Below are 17891 nucleotides of genomic sequence, written 5' to 3'. Positions count from 1 at the left end.
GGACACGGCCGGCACGGCGTCACGCGGGGCTCAGCAACCCCGCGTGGTGCCGCGCGGCCACCGGAGGGTGCGCGCGGAGCTTCCCCTTCAACTCGTTGAAGCCGTACTCCGCGTACAGCGGGTTCCCCGGATCGTCGGTGGCCCCCGGAGCGGCGCCGGCGTACGGGAAGGGAAGCGGTGCGATCCGTGCGTCCAGGCGCGGGTTGTAGAAGAACGGCACGGAGAACCGCTCCACGGCCCCCGGCGGCGACACGACCCGGTGACGGGTGGCCAGCAGGTAGCCGTCGGTGGCCACCTCCAGCAGTTCTCCGAGGTTCACCACGAAGGCGCCCGGCACCGGCGGCACGTCGTGGAAGGCCCCGTCCTCCCGCTGCACCTGGAGCCCCCCGACCTCGTCCTGGAGCAGCAGCGTCAGGAACCCGTAGTCCTTGTGGGACCCCACACCCTGGTCGGCTCCACCGCCCGCGCTGCCGGGGTAGCGCACCAGCTTCAGATGCGGGTGGGCCCACGGGCCGAAGGCCGGATCGTAGAAGTCGGCGGGCGCCCCGATCGAGGCCAGCAGCTCCCGCAGCAGCCGCTCGGCGACCCCGCTGAGCCGCTCGATCCACGCCAGCGCCGCCTCCCGCAGCCGCGGCAGCGCCGCGGGCCACTGGTTCGGCCCCTGGAGCCACCAGTAGGGGGGCTCGTCCGGCCCCGGTGCCCGTGCCGGACGCTCCGCCCCGATGTCCAGCTGGTCCCGCCAGTCCTGCCGCCCCTCGGTCCGCTCGTCGCCGATGCGCGTGTATCCGCGGAAGTGCGGCGATCTCAGGTTGTCGATCGCCAGCCGCTCGGCCTCCGGCAGCGCGAAGAAGGCCCGCCCGGCGGACGTGAGCCGCGTGGTCTCCTGATCGGTCACGCCGTGGCCGATCAGCTGGAAGAAGCCCACGTCGTGCGCGGCGCTGTGCAGCTGCGCATGCAGCAGTGCGCGCGCCCGGGGGCCCCGGTCGGCCGCGGACAGGTCGATGATCGGCAGTTGCTGGTACGACGGGTTCGCCGGCGGGTGTGTCATGGGAGTCGTCCGTGTGGGTGTACGGGGGCCCGCGTCGCCCGCCGGGGTGTGGCGGGCCGTGGAGGCCGGATGCGGAGGGTGCGGGGTACGCGCCGGAAAAGGGGGCGCGGGAACGCGCGGAACGGGGCGCCGGAGGCGCCGCAGGGGGTGGGCCGGACGGCTCAGAGGGAGCGTCGACAGCCCATGCTCGTGACGCGGAGGAAGTCCACGTGGCGGCGCCGGACGAGCGAAGTCATGCCACCAGCGTACTGCGCCTGCGGAGAACGCAGACGACCCGCGAGTCGGGTCCTCCTGAGGAGGGCCGGCCGGACGTACCGGCGACTCGCGGGTCGGGTGACTGCTGGGATTGGGCCGGCTGCACGCATCTGTCGCGTGCTGGTCCGGCACCGCACTGGTGTGGTGGCGGACCGCTAGCCCGCAGCCACCTCACGCGTCCGGTTTCCATACATCTGCCGAACCACCTCCCTTCTCGTGTGCTCGCCACCTTAGGAACCCGACCGGCCGCGCATCAAGCACTTTTTTCCGGGATCTGCGCGGACGGCTCAGGGCCGGGGGTTCCCGTGCCCGCACCGGGGCGGTCCCGCACTACTGTTCGCCACATGGCGGAGCAGGCGCGGACAGCGGGGGATGCGGTGCGGACGGCGGGCGAGCGGCGGGCGATCCTGAGCGGATCGGTGTTCGAGGAGGAGATCGGGTACGCGCGTGCCGTCGTGGACGGGGACCGGGTGCACGTGTCCGGGACGACGGGGTACGACTACGCGGCCATGACGATCTCCGACGACGTGGTGGAACAGGCCGAGCAGTGCCTGCGCAACGTAGAGGCGGCGCTGGCGGAGGCGGGGTGCACCTTCGCGGACGTGGTCAGGGTGCGCTACCTGCTGCCCGTGCGGGAGGACTTCGCCCTGTGCCGGCCGGTGCTGCGCCAGGCCTTCGGGGCGGTACGGCCGGCCGCGACCATGATGGTGTGCGGGCTGGCGGACACCCGGATGCGGATCGAGATCGAGGTGTCCGCGCGGCGTGGTCCGGCGTCCGGTGCCGGACTGCGGATCGAGCCGGTGGCGGGTGCGGCCATGCTGGAGCAGTGGCGGCACGTCCACAACGTGATCGTGCCGCCCGCGGCGATGACGGTCGCCCAGGCGGAGGACCGCCTGGGCCGCTACCGCCTGGAGAACGCCTACCTCGGCGATGTCCTCGTCGGCTGTTCCACCGTCCGGCCGCCCGAGGGCGACGGCTCGGCCGCGACGGTCATCGCGCGCGTGCTGCCCGCCTTCCGCGGCCGGGGCATCGGCACGGCGCTGTACGACCGCGGCCTCGCCCACGCACGCGCGCAGGGGGCGCGGGCGATCGAGACGTGCGTGCTGGCGGCGAACGCGGACGGGCTGCGGTTCGCCGAGACGCGCGGCTTCACCGAGGTCGAGCGCTACGTGCTGGACGGCGGGAGCGACGCGTGGGTCGACCTCCGGCTGGACCCCGCGCCGGCGGCCGGGGGCGCGTAACCGCCTGTACACGGCGCGTCGGCGCCGCGTTTCCGCCGTACAACGATTCCTGCAATCTTGCGGGAACCCTGTGTGGGCTGTGTCACGTTCGAGTTGAATGATGGCCAGTGAACGAACCGACGCGCCGTAACTGCGGACGCAGCCTGCAGGGGGTCCAGGTGAGTGCTTCCCGGCGTAGTGGGACGACGGACGAGCTGGGTCCGGACGACCCGGAGCCGCCCGAGCGGGACGGGGCGGATCTCCTCGCCGCGCTCCTGGACGGCATGGACGCGGCCCTGTGCGCCTTCGACGCCGACGGCGTCGTCACGCACTGGAACCGCGAGGCCGAGCGGATCCTCGGCTGGACCGCGGCCGAGGCGGTGGGCCGGCAGGGCCTCGCCGGCTGGGCGGTACGCAGCGCCGACGCCGAGGAGGTCGAGGGGCGGCTGCTGTCCGCGATGCACGCGCCGGGACGCCAGGTGCACGAGTTCGCGCTGCTCACCAAGGGCGGCGGCCGCGTGCTGGTGCGCACCCAGTCCGCCGCGGTGCGCGGCCCCGACGGCAAACCCGCCGGGGTGTACTGCGCCTTCAGCGAGGTGCACGCCCAGATCGACCTGGAGCGGTCCATCGCGCTGAGCGAGTCGCTGCTGGAGGACGCCGGCTGGGGGGTCGTCCTGGTCGACGCCGACCTGCGGCCCGCCGTCGTCAACGCGCACGCCGCCCGGCTGCTCGGCACGGGACGCACGGCCGTCCTGGGCCGCCCGCTCGGGGACCTGCTGTCCCAGGGCGTGGAGGAGCTGGAGAACGCCCTCACCCACGTGCTCGCCGACGGCGCGCCACCCGCGCCCGCGGAGGTCTGGGTGGCGGTGCGCACCCCGGAGGGGGAGCGGCGCCGCTGCTGGCGGTGCGGTTTCCTGCGGCTGGCCTCACCGCTCGCGGAGGAGCCGGTGCCGCTCGGCGTCGGCTGGATGTTCCAGGACGTCACCGAGTCCAAGCAGGCCGAGCAGGAGGCGGCGGTCCTGCGGTTCCGCACGAACCAGCTGCACCGGGCGGCCCGGGCCGCGGCGGAGTGCGAGGACCCGGCGGAGGCCGCCACCGTCCACCTGGACTTCGCGCTCGCCGGGTTCGCCGACCACGCGATGATCGACCGCGTGGTGGGCGGCGCGCTCTCGGACGCGGACGCCGCCGGGCCGGTCCGTCTCGTCCGGGCCGCGGCCACCCCGTCCGGGTCGCCCGGCCCGAGCCTGCTGGACGACGGCTCCGGCCTGCCCGTCCGGTACGGCGGGGGGCATCCGGCGCTCCAGTGCGTGCAGCGCGCGGGGTCGGTGCGGACCGGCGCCGGGTCGGCGTCGGGCGAGGAGGCACGGGAGTGGGCGCGGTCCCGTCTGTGGCCGGCGGACACCGTGCACGCGCTGTGCACGGTGCTGCGCAGCCGCGGCCGGACGCTCGGCGTCCTGACCTTCCTGCGCGGCAGTGGGCGCAGCGGCTTCGAGCGGTCCGACACGGTGTACGCGGAGGACGTGGCGGCCCGCATCGCCGCCGCGCTGGACCTGGCGGGCGCGTCGGGCACGGCTGCCCGTCCCGACGGCCCCTGACCCGCGACCCCCGACCCGCGCCCCGGCCCGCGGGCTCCCGCCCCGGAGGGCGCGCTCGGTGCCACGGCCCGCGCGGAGGGCCGCCTCGGGCCGTCGCGTCCCGGCGCCGGCGAGGAGGCGCCCTCGGTGGGGACGGCCCCGGGCCGACGCGGACCGCTCGCCCGGCCTGCTGGGCCGCCCCGGCCGCTCCGGCACGTCCCGGCCGGAGGGGCCGGGGCGGCGTCGCACGGGTGGCGCGGGGGCCCGGAGGCGGCCGGCGGGGCGTTCCCGACCTGCGTCGTCCCGGTCGCTGCGGAACCCGTCCCGGGGTGGCGTTCGGCCGGGGCGTGTCAGTTCCGGTAGAAGATCCGGTCCCCGTACTGCTCCATCACCCGGCCGTTCCAGTCGTGGCCGCCGTCGACATTGCCGGACCGGAGCATCGGGGGCTCGATGCCGCGGTCCGCCAGGGCTCCTGCGGCCGTCGCGACGACCGCCTGGAGGAGTGCGGCGGTGACGACGGTGGACGCGGGGGCGAAGGGGGCGGGGACGGTGTCGAGCCGGAGTTCCGCGTCACCGACCGCGATCTTCGAGTCGAGCACGACGTCGCAGTGGTCCTTCAGGAACGTGCCCGAGGCGTGCCGGGACTTCGTCTCCGTCGCGTACGCCACCGACGTCACGCCGATCACCCGGACGCCGAGCGCACGGGCATTCATCGCCATCTCCACGGGCAGGGCGTTGCGGCCGGAGAGGGAGACGATCACCAGGGCGTCGCCCGCGCGCAGCGGCGAGGTGTCCAGGACGGCGGAGGCGAGGCCGTCGACCCGCTCCAGGGCCGAGCCGAGGGTGGCCGGCATGACGTCGACCCCCACGACCCCGGGGACGGCCAGCAGGTTCATCAGCGCGAGGCCGCCGGCGCGGTAGACGACGTCCTGCGCGGCGAGGGAGGAGTGGCCGGCGCCGAAGGCGAACAGACGGCCGCCGGAGGCGACGGTGTCGGCCAGGAGCGCGCCGGCCGCCCCGATGGTGTCGCGCTCCTCGTCGCGGACGCGTTGCAGGAGGCCGATCGCGGCGTCGAAGAACTGGTCGGCCAGTTGGTCGCTCATCCGCGGGGCTCCTTCGCGCTGTGTGGTCCGTGTCGCGGATCACGGTGCGGTCTGGACCAGTGCGGTGTCAATACGGCAGGGGCGGCTCGGCGGGTGCGGGCCGCCGAGGGGCCGCTCGCCCGGGCGGGCCGCCTTCGCGGGCTCCCCGCAGGGGCGGGGCACCCCCGGCGGCCGCTGCGGGGGCAGCCCCGGGTTTCGGCGCCGCGGCACGGTTGTCGGTGGTATCCGGCAGAATTGATTCCAGGGCCAGCGCACGCGCCGAGGCGCCGTCGAGCCTTCGGCAGATCTCATCGAGGGGCACGTATGTCCGGACTGATCGACACCACGGAGATGTATCTCCGCACCATCCTCGAGCTGGAGGAGGAAGGTGTGGTCCCCATGCGCGCCCGGATCGCCGAGCGGCTCGACCAGAGCGGTCCCACGGTCAGCCAGACGGTGGCCCGCATGGAGCGCGACGGCCTGGTGTCCGTGGCCACCGACCGGCATCTGGAGCTCACCGGCGAGGGGCGCCGGCTGGCGACGCGGGTGATGCGTAAGCACCGGCTGGCGGAGTGCCTGCTCGTCGACGTGATCGGCCTGGAGTGGGAGCAGGTGCACGCCGAGGCGTGCCGCTGGGAGCACGTGATGAGCGAGGCGGTCGAGCGCCGCGTGCTGGAGCTGCTGCGGCACCCGACCGAGTCGCCGTACGGCAATCCGATCCCGGGCCTGGAGGAGCTGGGTGAGAAGGACGGCGCCGACCCGTTCCTGGACGAGGGCATGGTGTCGCTCTCCGAGCTGGACCCGGGCGCGGAGGGTAAGACGGTCGTCGTGCGCCGGATCGGCGAGCCGATCCAGACGGATGCGCAGCTGATGTACACGCTGCGGCGGGCGGGCGTGCAGCCCGGCTCGGTGGTGAGCGTGACGGAGTCGCCCGGCGGAGTGCTGGTGGGCAGCGGTGGCGAGGCCGCCGAACTGGCGGTGGACATCGCTTCCCACGTGTTCGTCGCCAAGCGCTGACCCCGCGGCGGGCGGTGCCGGAGGGTGCTGAATCAGTCAACTCCTGTGACGTCTGCGCCAGTTGTGACGTCCTCCCGTGTGCGCCTGCGGCAGGATTCGGTGTGCCGAACGGCAGCGCCGACGCCCCGGGCGTGCGAGGCTGTCGCGTGATGCGTACGACCGGGCTCGGGTGCGGAAGAGGCCGAGAGGGGGCGGAGAATGCGCCGCAGACGTGTGAAGGGCCCCGGCGCCTCGCGGCGCCGGGGCCCGTCCTCCCCTGTCATGACCCGGAGCCCCGAGCTCTCAAGGTCATCCCCGTCGGACCGGTTTCCCCGAGCGGTCCGCCTCCCGTTGAAGATCTCCCCTCGGCGGCGGCGATCATTCCTTGAGCGAGGTCACTCGAACGAGGGGTGTTGTCCGCGGAGACGGCCTTTTTCGAATGTGCATTCGATAGTCTGCGAGTGACAGGCCGGGCGGAACGCACGCTGCACAGGATGCGCGGCAGAGCACGGCCCGCACGGAATGCGCGAGCGGAATGCGCAGCACACGGCACGACGGTGACAGGGCACAGCGGTACGACGGCAAGCGGCAGCGCGGAGCTAGGGGGTGCCAGGACCATGGCGCGGCGCATCGACGTGACCGGGGCGGGCGGCGTACGCCTCGCGGCCTGGGAGTTCGGCGACCCTCCCAAGGGCGAACCGGCGGCACTCCTGCCGGAGCAGCGGGCGGCCGGCGGCAGCGCCCCCGGCGACCCGATTCTCGGCTTCAGCGGCCAGGACCCCTCACCGGGCGTGCTGTTACTCCACGGTCTGATGGGCCGTGCCTCCCACTGGGCGTCCACCGCCCGCTGGCTCTCCGAGCGGCACCGTGCGATCGCCCTCGACCAGCGCGGCCACGGCCAGAGCGGCAAGCCCCCGCAGGCCGCCTTCACCCGGGAGGCCTACGTCGAGGACGCCGAGGCAGCCCTGGAACAGCTCGGCCTCGCCCCGGCCGTCCTGATCGGTCACGCGATGGGGGCGCTGACCGCCTGGCAGCTCGCCGCGCGGCGCCCCGACCTGGTGTGCGGTCTGGTCATCTGCGACATGCGGGCCTCCGCGCTCGGCGCCGCCTCGCAGCGCGAGTGGGCCGACTGGTTCAAGTCCTGGCCCCTGCCGTTCGCCACCCTCGCCGACGTCCGCAAGTGGTTCGGCGAGGACGACCCCTGGGTGGAGCGCCCGAACCCGGCCCGCGGCGAGTTCTACGCCGAGGTCATGCACGAGTCCCCCGACGGCTGGCGCCCCGTCTTCGAACCCGACCAGATGCTCCGCTCCCGCGAGACCTGGGTGTACGACGCCCACTGGGAGGAGCTCGCCCAGGTCCGCTGCCCCGCCCTCGTCGTCCGCGGCCTCGACGGCGAGCTGGGCCGCGCGGAGGCGCAGGAGATGGTCCGCGTCCTGCCCAGCGGCCGGTACGCGGAGGTGGCCGACGCCGGCCACCTCGTCCACTACGACCAGCCGGAGGCCTGGCGGACGGCGATCGAGCCGTTCCTGGACGCGGTGCTCACCCCGTGACCCGACCGCCCACCGGCCGGGGCCGCGCGCACGGGCCCGCGTCGCCCCGGCCGCACGGCGGGCACCCGGCGGTGGCCGGCGTGCCGCCCTGCCGCATGCCCGGGGGCCGCTCGGGCCCCTCACCCCTTGCTGACCGCCGCGAGGATCTCCGGCAGTCGTGCCGCCGTGCGCGGCGCCGCCAGCCGGAGGCCGAGCACGGTGAGCGCGGCCCCGTACGCGGCGCCGCCCGGCAGCAGCAGCCAGCCGAAGGCGTCGGCGTCCGCGCCGGCGTGCAGCCAGATCGTCACGGCGATCACGGGCGAGCACAGCAGCGCCGCCGACACCATCCCGCCGAAGATCGAGATCCAGGCCAGCCCGGCCTGCCCGGGCGCCACGTTCTTGTGGCCCTCCTGCGGGATCGAGTAAGGGAACCGGGCCGATGTCCACGCGCCGGTCGCCAGCATCGCGCCCAGCAGCGCGAACGACAGCCCCAGCACCTCCGGCAGGCGCACCCAGGAGCCGAGCAGCGCCGTCGTCAGGACGGTCACGAGCGTCGCGTACGGCAGGGTGATCACGAGCAGGGCCAGCGCTCGCGCGCGCAGTTCGACAAGGGCGTCCCGCGACGAGGAGATCGTCATCGCGACCATCCAGAACGCGGACGTGTCCTGCCCGAACTGGTTGTACATCTGGATGCCGAGCATCCCCGCGGCGAAGCAGGCGAAGTAGACGGTCCCAGTGCCCTGCACGGCGTTGAACACGGGCACGATCAAGCCGATGGCGAGCGAGGTCACCCAGGCCGCCTTCGTCTTCGGGTCCCGCCAGACGTAGCGCAGGGAGCGCCCCATCACGGTGCCGGTGCGCCCGGCGGGCAGCAGCCGCTCCCAGCCCCGCGCCGACCGCCGCTCCCGCCCGGACGGTTCGGCCGCCCGGAGCGTCGAGCCGTCGGGCGCGGTCATCAGCCGTTCCAGACTGCGCGCCCACACCACCACCAGTGCCGCCGACGCGAGTGCGCACAGCAGCAGCTGCCCGGCGGCGGCACCGTACGAGCCGTCGCTCACCGACTGCACCGCACCGACCGCCGCCCCCGGGGGCACCCACCGCAGCACGTCCGCGACCGGGTCCAGCTGCCCGAGGCCCGCCGACCCCAGCCGCTGGGCGCCGAAGTTGACGACCTGGGCCCCGACGGCGATCACCAGCCCGCTCAGCACGGCCAGATCCCGCCCCCGGCGGCTGGTCAGCAGCCGGATGTTGGCGGCGGCGACCGCCCGCGCCAGCGCCACGCACAGCAGCAGGGCCGCCGGGACCGCGAGGACCGCGACGACTCCGGCCGCCGTCCCGTGGGCCACCGCGATCACGGACCCCGTCAGCAGCAGCAGCGTGAACAGCGGCCCGATCCCGACCAGTGAGGCCGCGAGCAGGGCGCGGACCAGCGGGCGGGGCCGCAGCGGCAGCATCACCAGCCGCGTCGGGTCCAGCGTCTCGTCCCCACCGGGGAAGAACAGCGGCATCACCGCCCAGCCCAGGCCGAGCACCGCCGCCAGCACCACCACCAGCGCATCGGCGTGCGCGTGCCCGCGCAGGGCGATCAGACCGACCAGTTGCAGGGCGGCGAACAGGAGCGCGACGACCGCGGAGGCCACGTACGCGGCGCGCCGCCCGCCGGACTGCCGCAGCCCGTTGCGCAGCAGTGACAGCTTCAGCCGGACGACGACGGCGGTGACGCTCATCGCCCCGCCCCGCCGCCGAGCCAGTCGAGGTCGGAGCCGGCGTCCCGGCCGCTCGCGCCGACCAGCTGCAGGAACGCCTGCTGCAACGACGGCGCCTCGCCGCGCACCTCGGCGAGGGTGCCCTGGACGCGGATCCGGCCGGCGGCCATGACGGCCACCCAGTCGCACAGGGACTCCACCAGCTCCATCACGTGGGAGGAGAAGACGACCGTGGCGCCCGAGGCGGTGTACCGCTCCAGGACGCCCCGGATGGTCTGTGCGGACACCGGGTCGACGCCCTCGAACGGCTCGTCGAGGAACAGCACTTCGGGATTGTGGAGGAGAGCCGCCGCGAGCCCGATCTTCTTGCGCATGCCCGTGGAGTAGTCGACGACCAGCTTGTGCCGGGCCCCGGCCAGGTCGAGCACGTCGAACAGCTGCGCGGCACGTCTGTCCACCTCGGGGCCGGGCAGGCCGCGCAACCGCCCCGTGTAGGCGAGGAGTTCACCGCCCGAGAGACGCTCGAACAGCCGGAGCCCCTCCGGTAGCACCCCGATGCGGGCCTTGACGGAGACCGGGTCCCGCCACACGTCGTGGCCGACCACCTCGACGCTGCCCTGGTCGGGCCGCAGCAGTCCGGTCACCATCGACAGCGTCGTGGTCTTCCCGGCGCCGTTCGGTCCGACGAGCCCGATGAACCGCCCGGCCGGCAGCTCCAGATCGATCCCGGCCACCGCGACCTGCTGCCCGAAACGCTTCCAGAGCCCTTGCACCCGTACGGCAACCGGTCCGGCCGCTGTGATTCCCTCCGTCATGGGGCAACCCTACGACCGCGCTGCCGCCCGCAGGATGGGGCAGCAGCCCGGGAACGCGCCCTCGGGCACACCCGCGCCCGAGGGCGCGGGCCCGCACGAACCGGCAGCGGCCGTCAGCGGTCCCGCCCGCACGCGTACGCGAGCGGCGGGATCAACTCCTCCGCGTCCGGCAGCCACCGGTTCGCCGGAGTCGGCCGCCGGGCCCACTGCACCGCCCCGCGGGAGCCGTAGCGCGTCGGCGGGGCCGCCACGTAGGAGCCCTCGCCCAGCGCGAGCAGGTCCAGCGAGGAGAGCGACCAGCCGATCTTGCGCACCAGTTCGCCCACCTTCGCCGCCGCGCCCGGCAGCACGAAGAAGAACATCCGCCGGTCCGGGGTGAGCGTCACCGGACCCAGCGCCAGCTCCATCCGCTCCATACGGGCCAGCGCGAGGAACCCGGCCGTCTCCGGAACGGAGAGCGCGTCGAACGTACGCCCGGTCGGTAGCAGGATCGACGCCGCCGGCTGCTTCTGCCACATCCGGCGGGCGACGGTCACGCTGCCCGTGGCCTGCGACGCCCAGTCGGCGCGCGCAGGGTGGGCGCCGGGTGCGGCGCACCCGGCGTCGTCGCAGGAGCAGCGCTGCACCCCGTCGAGGGCTTCCAGCCAGGCGCCGGGGAACACGTCCCAGTGGCGTTCCTCGGCGTAGCGAACGGCGGCCTCCAGCAGCGATTCCCCGCGCTGCTTCGGAATCTGTGCGGCTTCGGTGCCCGGGATCGTCTCTTCCACGTGGAACACAACTCCCGCACCCACCTGGAGTTACGGCCGTGACCGCGCGCGGGGGAGGAGCATCGATTCCGCGTCCGGGGCGCACGGGTGCACGGGTGGGGGCGCGCGGAGGGATCGAGGGCGCGAGCGGGTAGCCACGTGGGGGGCGCGGCTGCGCCGCTACCCCGGCAATCCTCAACATGCCGCGCATGACGTGCATTTTCGACAAGTCGGCGGGGCATTGATCTTCACGGCCGGATCTGCACGCCGGAACGTGAGGGGTTCGGTCGCGGAAGACTCGTCAACCCGGTGCGTGGGCAGGCACCGCAGCCACAGGGGGTTATGCCATGGCCGCAAGGCCTCTCGTCGCGCGGCAGCCGAACGAACGGCTGCAGGCGCTCATCCAGGAAGCCGGTTGCTCGAACGCGGGGCTGGCCCGCCGGGTCAACATGTGCGGCGCCGAGCACGGCCTCGACCTGCGGTACGACAAGACCTCCGTGGCGCGCTGGCTGCGCGGCCAGCAGCCCCGGGGGCGCGCTCCGGCGATCATCGCCGAGGCCCTGGGCCGCAAGCTGGGCCGAACGGTCACGATCGACGAGATCGGCATGGCCAACGGCAAGAACCTCGCCTCGGGCGTCGGCCTGCAGTTCTCGCCGACGGTCCTCGGCGCCATCGAGCAGGTCTGCGAGCTGTGGCGCAGCGACGTCGGGCGCCGCGACTTCCTGTCCGGCTCGTCCGTCGCCGCCTCCGCGCTGGTCGAGCCGAGCCGCGACTGGCTCATCTCCTCGCCCGACACCCAGGTGGCGCGCGCGGCGGGCCCGCGGGTGGGCCAGGCCGACGTGGCCGCCGTGAAGGCCATGACGCGCGCGCTCGTCGATCTGGACCACCAGTACGGCAGCGGGCATGTGCGACCGGTGGTCGTGCACTACCTCAACAGCGTCGTCTCCGGGCTGCTGGCCGGGTCCTACCGCGAGGCCGTGGGGCGCGAACTCTTCGCCGCGGTCGCCCGGTTGACCGAACTCGCCGGGTACATGGCCGTCGACACCGGGCAACCGGGCCTCGCCCAGCGCTACTACATCCAGTCGCTGCGGCTCGCGCAGGCGGCCGGCGACCGCGGATACGGCGGCTACGTCCTCGCCGCCTCGATGAGCCACCTCGCCGCGCAGCTCGGAAACCCGCGGGAGATCGCGCAGTTGGCGCGCGCCGCGCAGGAAGGGGCGCGCGGGCGCGTCACGCCGCGCGCGGAGGCGATGTTCCACGCCGCGGAAGCCCGGGGGCACGCCCTCCTCGGCGACGTGCGCTCCGCCCACGCCGCGGCCGGGCGCGCGGTGGGCGCCATGGAGGCCGCCGACCCGGCCTCCGGCGACGACCCGACGTGGATCGCCCACTTCGACGAGGCCTATCTGGCGGACGAGTTGGCGCACTGCCACCGCGACCTCGGGCAGGCCGACGCGGCGGCCCGCTGCGCGGAGCAGTCCCTGGCCGGGCACCCCGAGTCCCGCGCGCGCCGGCGGGCCATCGGCTACGTCCTGCTCGCCACGGCGCAGGCCCAGCAGCGGGAGATCGAACAGGCCTGCAGCACCGGTCTGAAGGCCGTGGAACTCCTCGAAACCCTCCGCTCCAACCGGGGCGCCGAGTACCTGGAGGACTTCCAGGAGCGCCTGGAGCCCTTCCGGGACGAGCCGGTGGTACGGGAGTTCGGGGCGCGACTGGACCTTCGCGCAGCCGCATGACGGAGCAGGGCACGGCGGGTTGACGAAGCGGCACCGGCCGTCCACAGGGGTGTGTTACCGCGGTCACAGGGAAGGAGGCGCCGTTCTGAGCTGCGTGGCACCCGACTCAGGGGACCCGGTAGCGTGAGCCGACGATCCCGAAGGTCCCCCATTCGTAGGAGTCCCGGTGACGCAGAGTGGACAGGGCGAGGAGCCCTCGGCGCAGCAGCCCGCGCGCGAAGGCGTCGTGCTGCCCTCCGACGGCGGTGCGCCTCTGCTGCCGGACCCGCAGGGGGGTGGGCAGTCGGCCCAGTACCCCGCCGGCCCGCAGCCCGATCCGTACGCCGGCCAGGGCAGCGCCCCCGGCGCGGCCCCGTCGGGCGGCCAGGCCTGGGGCAGTCCGTGGGGACCCGGCCGGCAGCAGCACCAGCAGCCGCAGGCCGACCAGGGGTGGCAGCAGCCCGCCCAGCCCTGGTCCGCCACCCCGGCGCCGGCCGGCGCCGGCCCGCTGCCCCCCGAGGTCGGGCACCCCCCGGCCTACGGCGGCCCGGACGCGCCGCAGGCCCCGGGCTACGGGTACCCGGCCACTCCGCCGGCGTCGGCCGAGCCGTCCCCGGCGTACGGCTATCCGCCCGCATACCCCGCGCACGGGGCCGGCGGTGCGCAGCCCACCGCGGGCCACGGCTACGGGGCACCCGCCGGCGGCCCCGGCGCCCCCCTGCCGACGGCGGCCGACGGGGCCACCGCGTACCCGCCGCCCACCGGCGCGCCGGCGTACCCGCCCGCGCCGGCAGCCGCCGAGGGCGCGACGCAGTATCTTCCGCCGGTCGCGGCGCAGCCCGCACACGGCGCTCACCCCCCGCAGGGGGCACAGGGCGCGTACGGCGCACACACGCCGCAGGGGGCACAGGGCGCGTACGGCGCACACACGCCGCACGCAGGCCCCGACGAGGCTGCCACCCGTTTCATACCCCCCGTCGGCCCCGGCGCCCTCCCGCCCGAGACGGGCGCCGACCCGGCACAGATGCTCGGCCGGGGCGCACCGCCCGCGACCGGTCCCGACGCCGAGGCCACGCAGTACATCGCGCCGGTGCCCGCGCAGCCGGACGCCCCCGCGCCGTCGTACGGCGGCGTGCCGGGCGGGGCCGACCGGCAGCCGCCCGTCGAGTTCGACAACCTCTTCCGCAACGGACCCGAGGGCGACGGCCCGGCCGGCGCGACCCAGCAGATGCCCCGCGTCCGGCAGGAGGAGCCCGGGTACGCCGCGCGGCCCGCGTTCATCCCGCCGCGCCCCGGACGGGACGACGACGGGGGCGACGAGCGGCGCCGCGGCGGCGGCACCGGTTCGCGGTGGCCGCTGATCGCAGCGATCGGCGTCGGGATCGCCGTGCTCGGCGTCGGCGCCGGCGCGATGCTCGGCAGCTCCGGCGGTGACGACGACAAGGGTGGCGACAGCACCGACGTCTCCGCCAGCGCGCCCGCGACCACCGGCGCCCCCTCACCCACCGCCGATCCGGCCGAGCAGCAGGCGGCCGCGCTGGACAAGCTGCTCGCGGACAGCGGCAGCAGCCGGGCCGCCGTGATCAAGGCGGTCGGCGACGTGAAGGACTGCCGCAATCTCGGCCAGGCCGCCGCCGACCTGCGTGCCGCGGCCAAGCAGCGCAACGACCTGGTGACCGAGCTCGGCGCGCTCCAAGTAGACAAGCTGCCCGACCACGCCGCGCTGACCGGCGCCCTCACCGACGGGTGGAAGGCGTCCGCGTCGGCCGACAACCACTACGCCGCGTGGGCCGACGAGATCGCCGGCGACAAGGGCAAGCTGTGCAAGAAGGGTCACGCCCGCTCCACGGGGCAGAGGCAGGCGGGCGACCGCGCCAGCGGCACCGCCAGCACGCAGAAGAAGAAGGCCGCCGAACTGTGGAACGCGATCGCGCGGAAGTACGGGCTGACCCAGCGCCAGGCGACCCAGCTGTGATCCCCGCGGCCGGCGGACCCCGCCGGCCGCCCACCCGCTGACGGTGACCGGCGAGGCCCGCGGCGTCCTCGTGCGGCGGTCGGGCCACCGGAGCACGCCCCCGCGCACCGGCGCCCCGGACGGCGCCACCTCGCGCCCCGGCCCGCCCGGCGCGCGGCCCGACACCGTGCCGGGCGCCGCGACGGAGGCGAACGCCGCCTCAAGGACTGTCCCGTGAACCCGGCGGGCGCACGACGACGGCTACGGCACCTTGCCGCGTTGCCGGATGGCCGCACACGCCCGGTACGAGGGCGCCCCTGGCCGTGCGACGTACCGCATCCGGCGCCGCGCGTCGATCCACCGCGGATCACGGGACAGCCCTCAGTTCAGGTCGGCGTCGAGCAGGGTCCGGGTGACGTCCACGAAGCCCTTCTCGGCAGCCACCAGCCGGCCCTCCCGCACCACCTGGAGCGTCACGTTGGCGTTGACCAGGCGGGGGAAGCCGACCGCGGCGAGCTTGGCCGCGAACTCCCAGTGCAGCGGTGGGGTGAGGCCGCCCGTGTCGACCGTGACATCCTTGTCGAGGGTCTGCCGGACGCTGACGGCCGTGACGTCCCGGTCGCCCAGCCGATCCACTGCCCGCTTGAAGACGCTGTAGGCGATGTACGTCGTCTGCACCCCGGCGTCGGCGGGGTCGATGCGTTGGTCGAGGAAGGCCTGCTCCTTGATCACCTTCTTCATCCCGTCCCAGCGCGGATCGCCCGCGACGGGGTACCAGCCGGTGATGTACGCCCCCTCGTAGGGGCCCGACTTGCCGCCGGAGGCGTCGATCACGGTCTGGTCGACGCTGCCGAGCACGGTGGCGGCCCGCACGTCCGGGTAGTCCGCGCGGACGCGCCGGAAGGAGTCCATGAAGGTGCTGGTGCGGTCGCCGAGCGCCGGCACCACACAGCCCTCCTTGCCGGACTCGGTGCCGGCCTGCTCCAGGGCCTTCTTCGACTGGGCCGAGTACTCGGTGGCGTCCTCGGCGGCCCGCTGGTCGCCGGCCTCGGCGTGCCGGCCGGCCTTGAGGCCCGAGTCGAGCAGCGGGGGCAGCTCGTCGCCCGCGATGGAGTCGGGGCGCACCAGCGTCACCGGCCCGCAGCCGGCGGCGAGCTTGCGGCCGAGACCCGCCAGCAGCGTGGGCTGGCCGCCGTTGACGGGGTAGGACAGCGGGCTGGTGAACTCGGCGGTGGTGATGCCGTATCCGCCTATGTAGGGGATGCCGGCGCCCTCCAGGGGCGGGAAGAAGGAGTCCGCGTACTGGCTGTAGGAGCCGACGACGGCGACGACGTGTTCCTGGACCGCGAGGCGCGCGCACTTCGCGGCACCGACGCTGTCGTTGTGCTCGTCGCAGACCAGGACCTTCAGCCGGTGGCCGTTCATGCCGCCGTGGGCGTTGATCCACCGCTCGTACGCCTGGGCGAAAGCGGGCATTCCGGGTTTGCTGTCGACGTCGGAGTCCATCGGTGCCCACGTCATGACCTTGATCGGATCATCCCCGGAGCCCCCCGTGGCACCGGGGATGATCCCGCATCCGGCGACGAAGGACGCGATGGCCAGCGCCGCCCCCGCCGCTCTGGCGGTGGCTCTGCTGACGGGGCGGGTCGAAGGTGGGAGGGACGTGCTGCGCGTGCATCGCCTGCCGGTCATGTCCCTGCACGATTCCGGCACATCCCTAACCCGGGAGTGACCCGCGGTCAACGGATGGTGACGTGGAGGTGAATTGCGGGGGCCGTGGGGCGCCACGGGCTGCGGAACGTACGATCGATGACTGTGCAAGCTCCGGAGAACTCTTCCCGTCGCGGCCGTCGCTCCCCCACCATGGGCGGCATGCCTGTGAACGACATGCCGTGGTGGCGCTGGCGCAGCAATGTGCGCTCGGCGCTGCACATGCTCTCCGACCCGGCGTTCCAGAGGGACGTCTGGCTGACCGGTGCGGAAGGGTACGGAGACGTGACCGACGCCGTGTACCGGCTGGTCGAGGACACCTGGCTGGACCACTGGTCCGCCGAGAAGTACGTGGGCACGATCTTCCGCGACTCGCAGGAGGCGGCGCTCGTCGACACCGCCGTCCTCCGCGTCCTGCGGATCGTGCATCAGGTCGGCCCGGACGCGCCGGTCACCGCCTACGTCGAGCACCCGGCCTGGCCGGAGGCGGTCCGGGCGGCGCGTGACGCCCACATACGTCTCGCCGCCGGTGACGGGGAGGACCCGGACTCCCCGCCGAGCAGCCTCGACGTGCTGCGGATCCTGACCAGGTCCGCGTAGCGGACGGCGCTCTCCGGGCGCCCGCGGGACATGAGACCCTGTGCTGCATGAACGAGCAGTCCCCCCGGGCCGCGGCCCCGGCCGACCAGTACGTCCTGACGCTCTCCTGCCCCGACAAGCGGGGCATCGTGCATGCCGTGTCGAGCTACCTGTTCATGACCGGCTGCAACATCGAGGACAGCCAGCAGTTCGGCGACCACGACACGGGACTGTTCTTCATGCGGGTCCATTTCTCGGCCGAGGCGCCGGTGTCCGTGGACAAGCTGCGGGCCAGCTTCGCGGCGATCGGTGACTCCTTCCACATGGAGTGGCAGATCCACCGGGCCGACGAGCGGATGCGCATCGTCCTGATGGTCAGCAAGTTCGGCCACTGCCTGAACGACCTGCTCTTCCGGGTCCGTATCGGAGCCCTGCCCGTGGAGATCGCGGCTGTGGTGTCCAACCACACTGACTTCGCCGAGCTCGTGGCCTCTTACGACATTCCCTTCCACCACATCCCGGTGACGAAGGACACCAAGTCCGAGGCCGAGGCGCGGCTGCTGGAGATCGTCCGCGAGAGCAACGTCGAACTGGTCGTCCTCGCCCGCTACATGCAGGTCCTCTCCGACGACCTGTGCAAGCGGCTCTCCGGGCGGATCATCAACATCCACCATTCCTTCCTGCCGAGTTTCAAGGGCGCCAAGCCCTACCACCAGGCGCACACGCGCGGTGTGAAACTCATCGGCGCGACCGCCCACTACGTGACGGCCGACCTGGACGAGGGGCCGATCATCGAGCAGGAGGTCGAGCGGGTCGGGCACGACGTGACCCCCGACCAACTCGTCGCGGTCGGCCGCGACGTGGAGTGCCAGGCGCTGGCGCGGGCCGTGAAGTGGCACGCCGAGCGGAGGATCCTGCTCAACGGGCGCCGCACGGTCGTCTTCGCCTGACGGGCGCCGCCCGTG

The 17891-nt window shown here is 74.1% G+C and carries 14 protein-coding genes; 8 read left to right on the top strand and 6 right to left on the bottom strand.

Going from position 1 to position 17891, the window contains the following annotated elements:
* Nucleotides 1–19 precede the first annotated feature (19 nt).
* Nucleotides 20–1048 (bottom strand): isopenicillin N synthase family dioxygenase, encoded by a 1029-nt coding sequence (locus tag JS756_RS12855; RefSeq protein WP_205383198.1) that lies wholly within the window; start codon nt 1046–1048, stop codon nt 20–22.
* Nucleotides 1049–1647: 599 nt separating this feature from the next.
* On the opposite strand from JS756_RS12855, the gene JS756_RS12850 reads away from it, so the two are divergent.
* On the top strand, nt 1648–2544 hold the full coding sequence (locus JS756_RS12850) for a GNAT family N-acetyltransferase (protein ID WP_205383197.1): 897 nt from the start codon (nt 1648–1650) through the stop codon (nt 2542–2544).
* 107 nt (nt 2545–2651) lie between these two features.
* The gene (locus JS756_RS12845; protein ID WP_307790560.1) at nt 2652–4118 is read left to right on the top strand and encodes a PAS domain-containing protein; all 1467 of its coding nucleotides are present in this window, start codon (nt 2652–2654) and stop codon (nt 4116–4118) included.
* 329 nt (nt 4119–4447) lie between these two features.
* On the opposite strand, the gene JS756_RS12840 is transcribed toward JS756_RS12845, so the two are convergent.
* On the bottom strand, nt 4448–5200 hold the full coding sequence (locus JS756_RS12840; RefSeq protein WP_205383196.1) for an SIS domain-containing protein: 753 nt from the start codon (nt 5198–5200) through the stop codon (nt 4448–4450).
* 303 nt (nt 5201–5503) lie between these two features.
* Between JS756_RS12840 and JS756_RS12835 the strand changes: the two genes are divergently transcribed.
* Complete coding sequence (locus tag JS756_RS12835) at nt 5504–6196, top strand: iron-dependent transcriptional repressor DtxR (RefSeq protein ID WP_205383195.1); 693 nt, start codon at nt 5504–5506, stop codon at nt 6194–6196.
* A gap of 596 nt (nt 6197–6792) precedes the next feature.
* On the top strand, nt 6793–7725 hold the full coding sequence (locus JS756_RS12830; RefSeq protein WP_205383194.1) for an alpha/beta fold hydrolase: 933 nt from the start codon (nt 6793–6795) through the stop codon (nt 7723–7725).
* Between the two features lie 119 nt (nt 7726–7844).
* Here the strand turns inward: JS756_RS12830 and JS756_RS12825 are convergent, their stop codons facing one another.
* From JS756_RS12825 to JS756_RS12815, 3 genes are all read right to left on the bottom strand, one after another.
* On the bottom strand, nt 7845–9431 hold the full coding sequence (locus JS756_RS12825; protein WP_205383193.1) for a transporter: 1587 nt from the start codon (nt 9429–9431) through the stop codon (nt 7845–7847).
* Nucleotides 9428–10225, bottom strand: coding sequence for an ABC transporter ATP-binding protein (locus JS756_RS12820; RefSeq protein ID WP_205383192.1), 798 nt, complete (start codon nt 10223–10225; stop codon nt 9428–9430). Before JS756_RS12820 ends, JS756_RS12825 begins: the two co-directional genes overlap by 4 nt.
* Nucleotides 10226–10338: 113 nt before the next feature.
* Nucleotides 10339–11001, bottom strand: coding sequence for a bifunctional DNA primase/polymerase (locus JS756_RS12815; protein ID WP_205383191.1), 663 nt, complete (start codon nt 10999–11001; stop codon nt 10339–10341).
* A gap of 317 nt (nt 11002–11318) precedes the next feature.
* On the opposite strand from JS756_RS12815, the gene JS756_RS12810 reads away from it, so the two are divergent.
* Nucleotides 11319–12704, top strand: a complete 1386-nt coding sequence (locus tag JS756_RS12810) for an NsdA family TPR-like regulatory protein (protein WP_205383190.1) — start codon at nt 11319–11321, stop codon at nt 12702–12704.
* Nucleotides 12705–12870: 166 nt separating this feature from the next.
* Nucleotides 12871–14658 carry a hypothetical protein gene (locus JS756_RS12805; protein WP_205383189.1) on the top strand — a complete coding sequence of 596 codons (1788 nt, stop codon included), beginning with the start codon at nt 12871–12873 and terminating at the stop codon, nt 14656–14658.
* 360 nt (nt 14659–15018) lie between these two features.
* Here JS756_RS12805 and JS756_RS12800 read toward each other — a convergent pair whose 3' ends face one another.
* Nucleotides 15019–16329, bottom strand: coding sequence for an ABC transporter substrate-binding protein (locus JS756_RS12800; protein ID WP_205383188.1), 1311 nt, complete (start codon nt 16327–16329; stop codon nt 15019–15021).
* Nucleotides 16330–16446: 117 nt separating this feature from the next.
* Here JS756_RS12800 and JS756_RS12795 point away from each other — a divergent pair, with 117 nt between their 5' ends.
* Nucleotides 16447–16947, top strand: coding sequence for an SCO4402 family protein (locus tag JS756_RS12795; protein WP_205383187.1), 501 nt, complete (start codon nt 16447–16449; stop codon nt 16945–16947).
* Between the two features lie 47 nt (nt 16948–16994).
* Nucleotides 16995–17876 carry a formyltetrahydrofolate deformylase gene (gene purU / locus JS756_RS12790; protein WP_205383186.1) on the top strand — a complete coding sequence of 294 codons (882 nt, stop codon included), beginning with the start codon at nt 16995–16997 and terminating at the stop codon, nt 17874–17876.
* Nucleotides 17877–17891 lie beyond the last annotated feature (15 nt).

This window comes from Streptomyces actuosus (genome assembly GCF_016921115.1).
GTDB lineage: Bacteria > Actinomycetota > Actinomycetes > Streptomycetales > Streptomycetaceae > Streptomyces > Streptomyces actuosus_A.
The sequence above is the reverse complement of the archived record's forward strand: the minus strand, read 5'-3'. Positions and strand labels throughout refer to the sequence as shown.

Bases quoted from the DNA above. Each gene is read 5' to 3' on its own strand.
- JS756_RS12855 (WP_205383198.1), bottom strand. From the start codon at position 1,048: ATGACACACCCGCCGGCGAACCCGTCGTACCAGCAACTGCCGATCATC.
- JS756_RS12850 (WP_205383197.1), top strand. From the start codon at position 1,648: ATGGCGGAGCAGGCGCGGACAGCGGGGGATGCGGTGCGGACGGCGGGC.
- JS756_RS12840 (WP_205383196.1), bottom strand. From the start codon at position 5,200: ATGAGCGACCAACTGGCCGACCAGTTCTTCGACGCCGCGATCGGCCTC.
- JS756_RS12835 (WP_205383195.1), top strand. From the start codon at position 5,504: ATGTCCGGACTGATCGACACCACGGAGATGTATCTCCGCACCATCCTC.
- JS756_RS12830 (WP_205383194.1), top strand. From the start codon at position 6,793: ATGGCGCGGCGCATCGACGTGACCGGGGCGGGCGGCGTACGCCTCGCG.
- JS756_RS12825 (WP_205383193.1), bottom strand. From the start codon at position 9,431: ATGAGCGTCACCGCCGTCGTCGTCCGGCTGAAGCTGTCACTGCTGCGC.
- JS756_RS12820 (WP_205383192.1), bottom strand. From the start codon at position 10,225: ATGACGGAGGGAATCACAGCGGCCGGACCGGTTGCCGTACGGGTGCAA.
- JS756_RS12810 (WP_205383190.1), top strand. From the start codon at position 11,319: ATGGCCGCAAGGCCTCTCGTCGCGCGGCAGCCGAACGAACGGCTGCAG.
- JS756_RS12800 (WP_205383188.1), bottom strand. From the start codon at position 16,329: ATGACCGGCAGGCGATGCACGCGCAGCACGTCCCTCCCACCTTCGACC.
- JS756_RS12795 (WP_205383187.1), top strand. From the start codon at position 16,447: ATGACTGTGCAAGCTCCGGAGAACTCTTCCCGTCGCGGCCGTCGCTCC.
- purU (WP_205383186.1), top strand. From the start codon at position 16,995: ATGAACGAGCAGTCCCCCCGGGCCGCGGCCCCGGCCGACCAGTACGTC.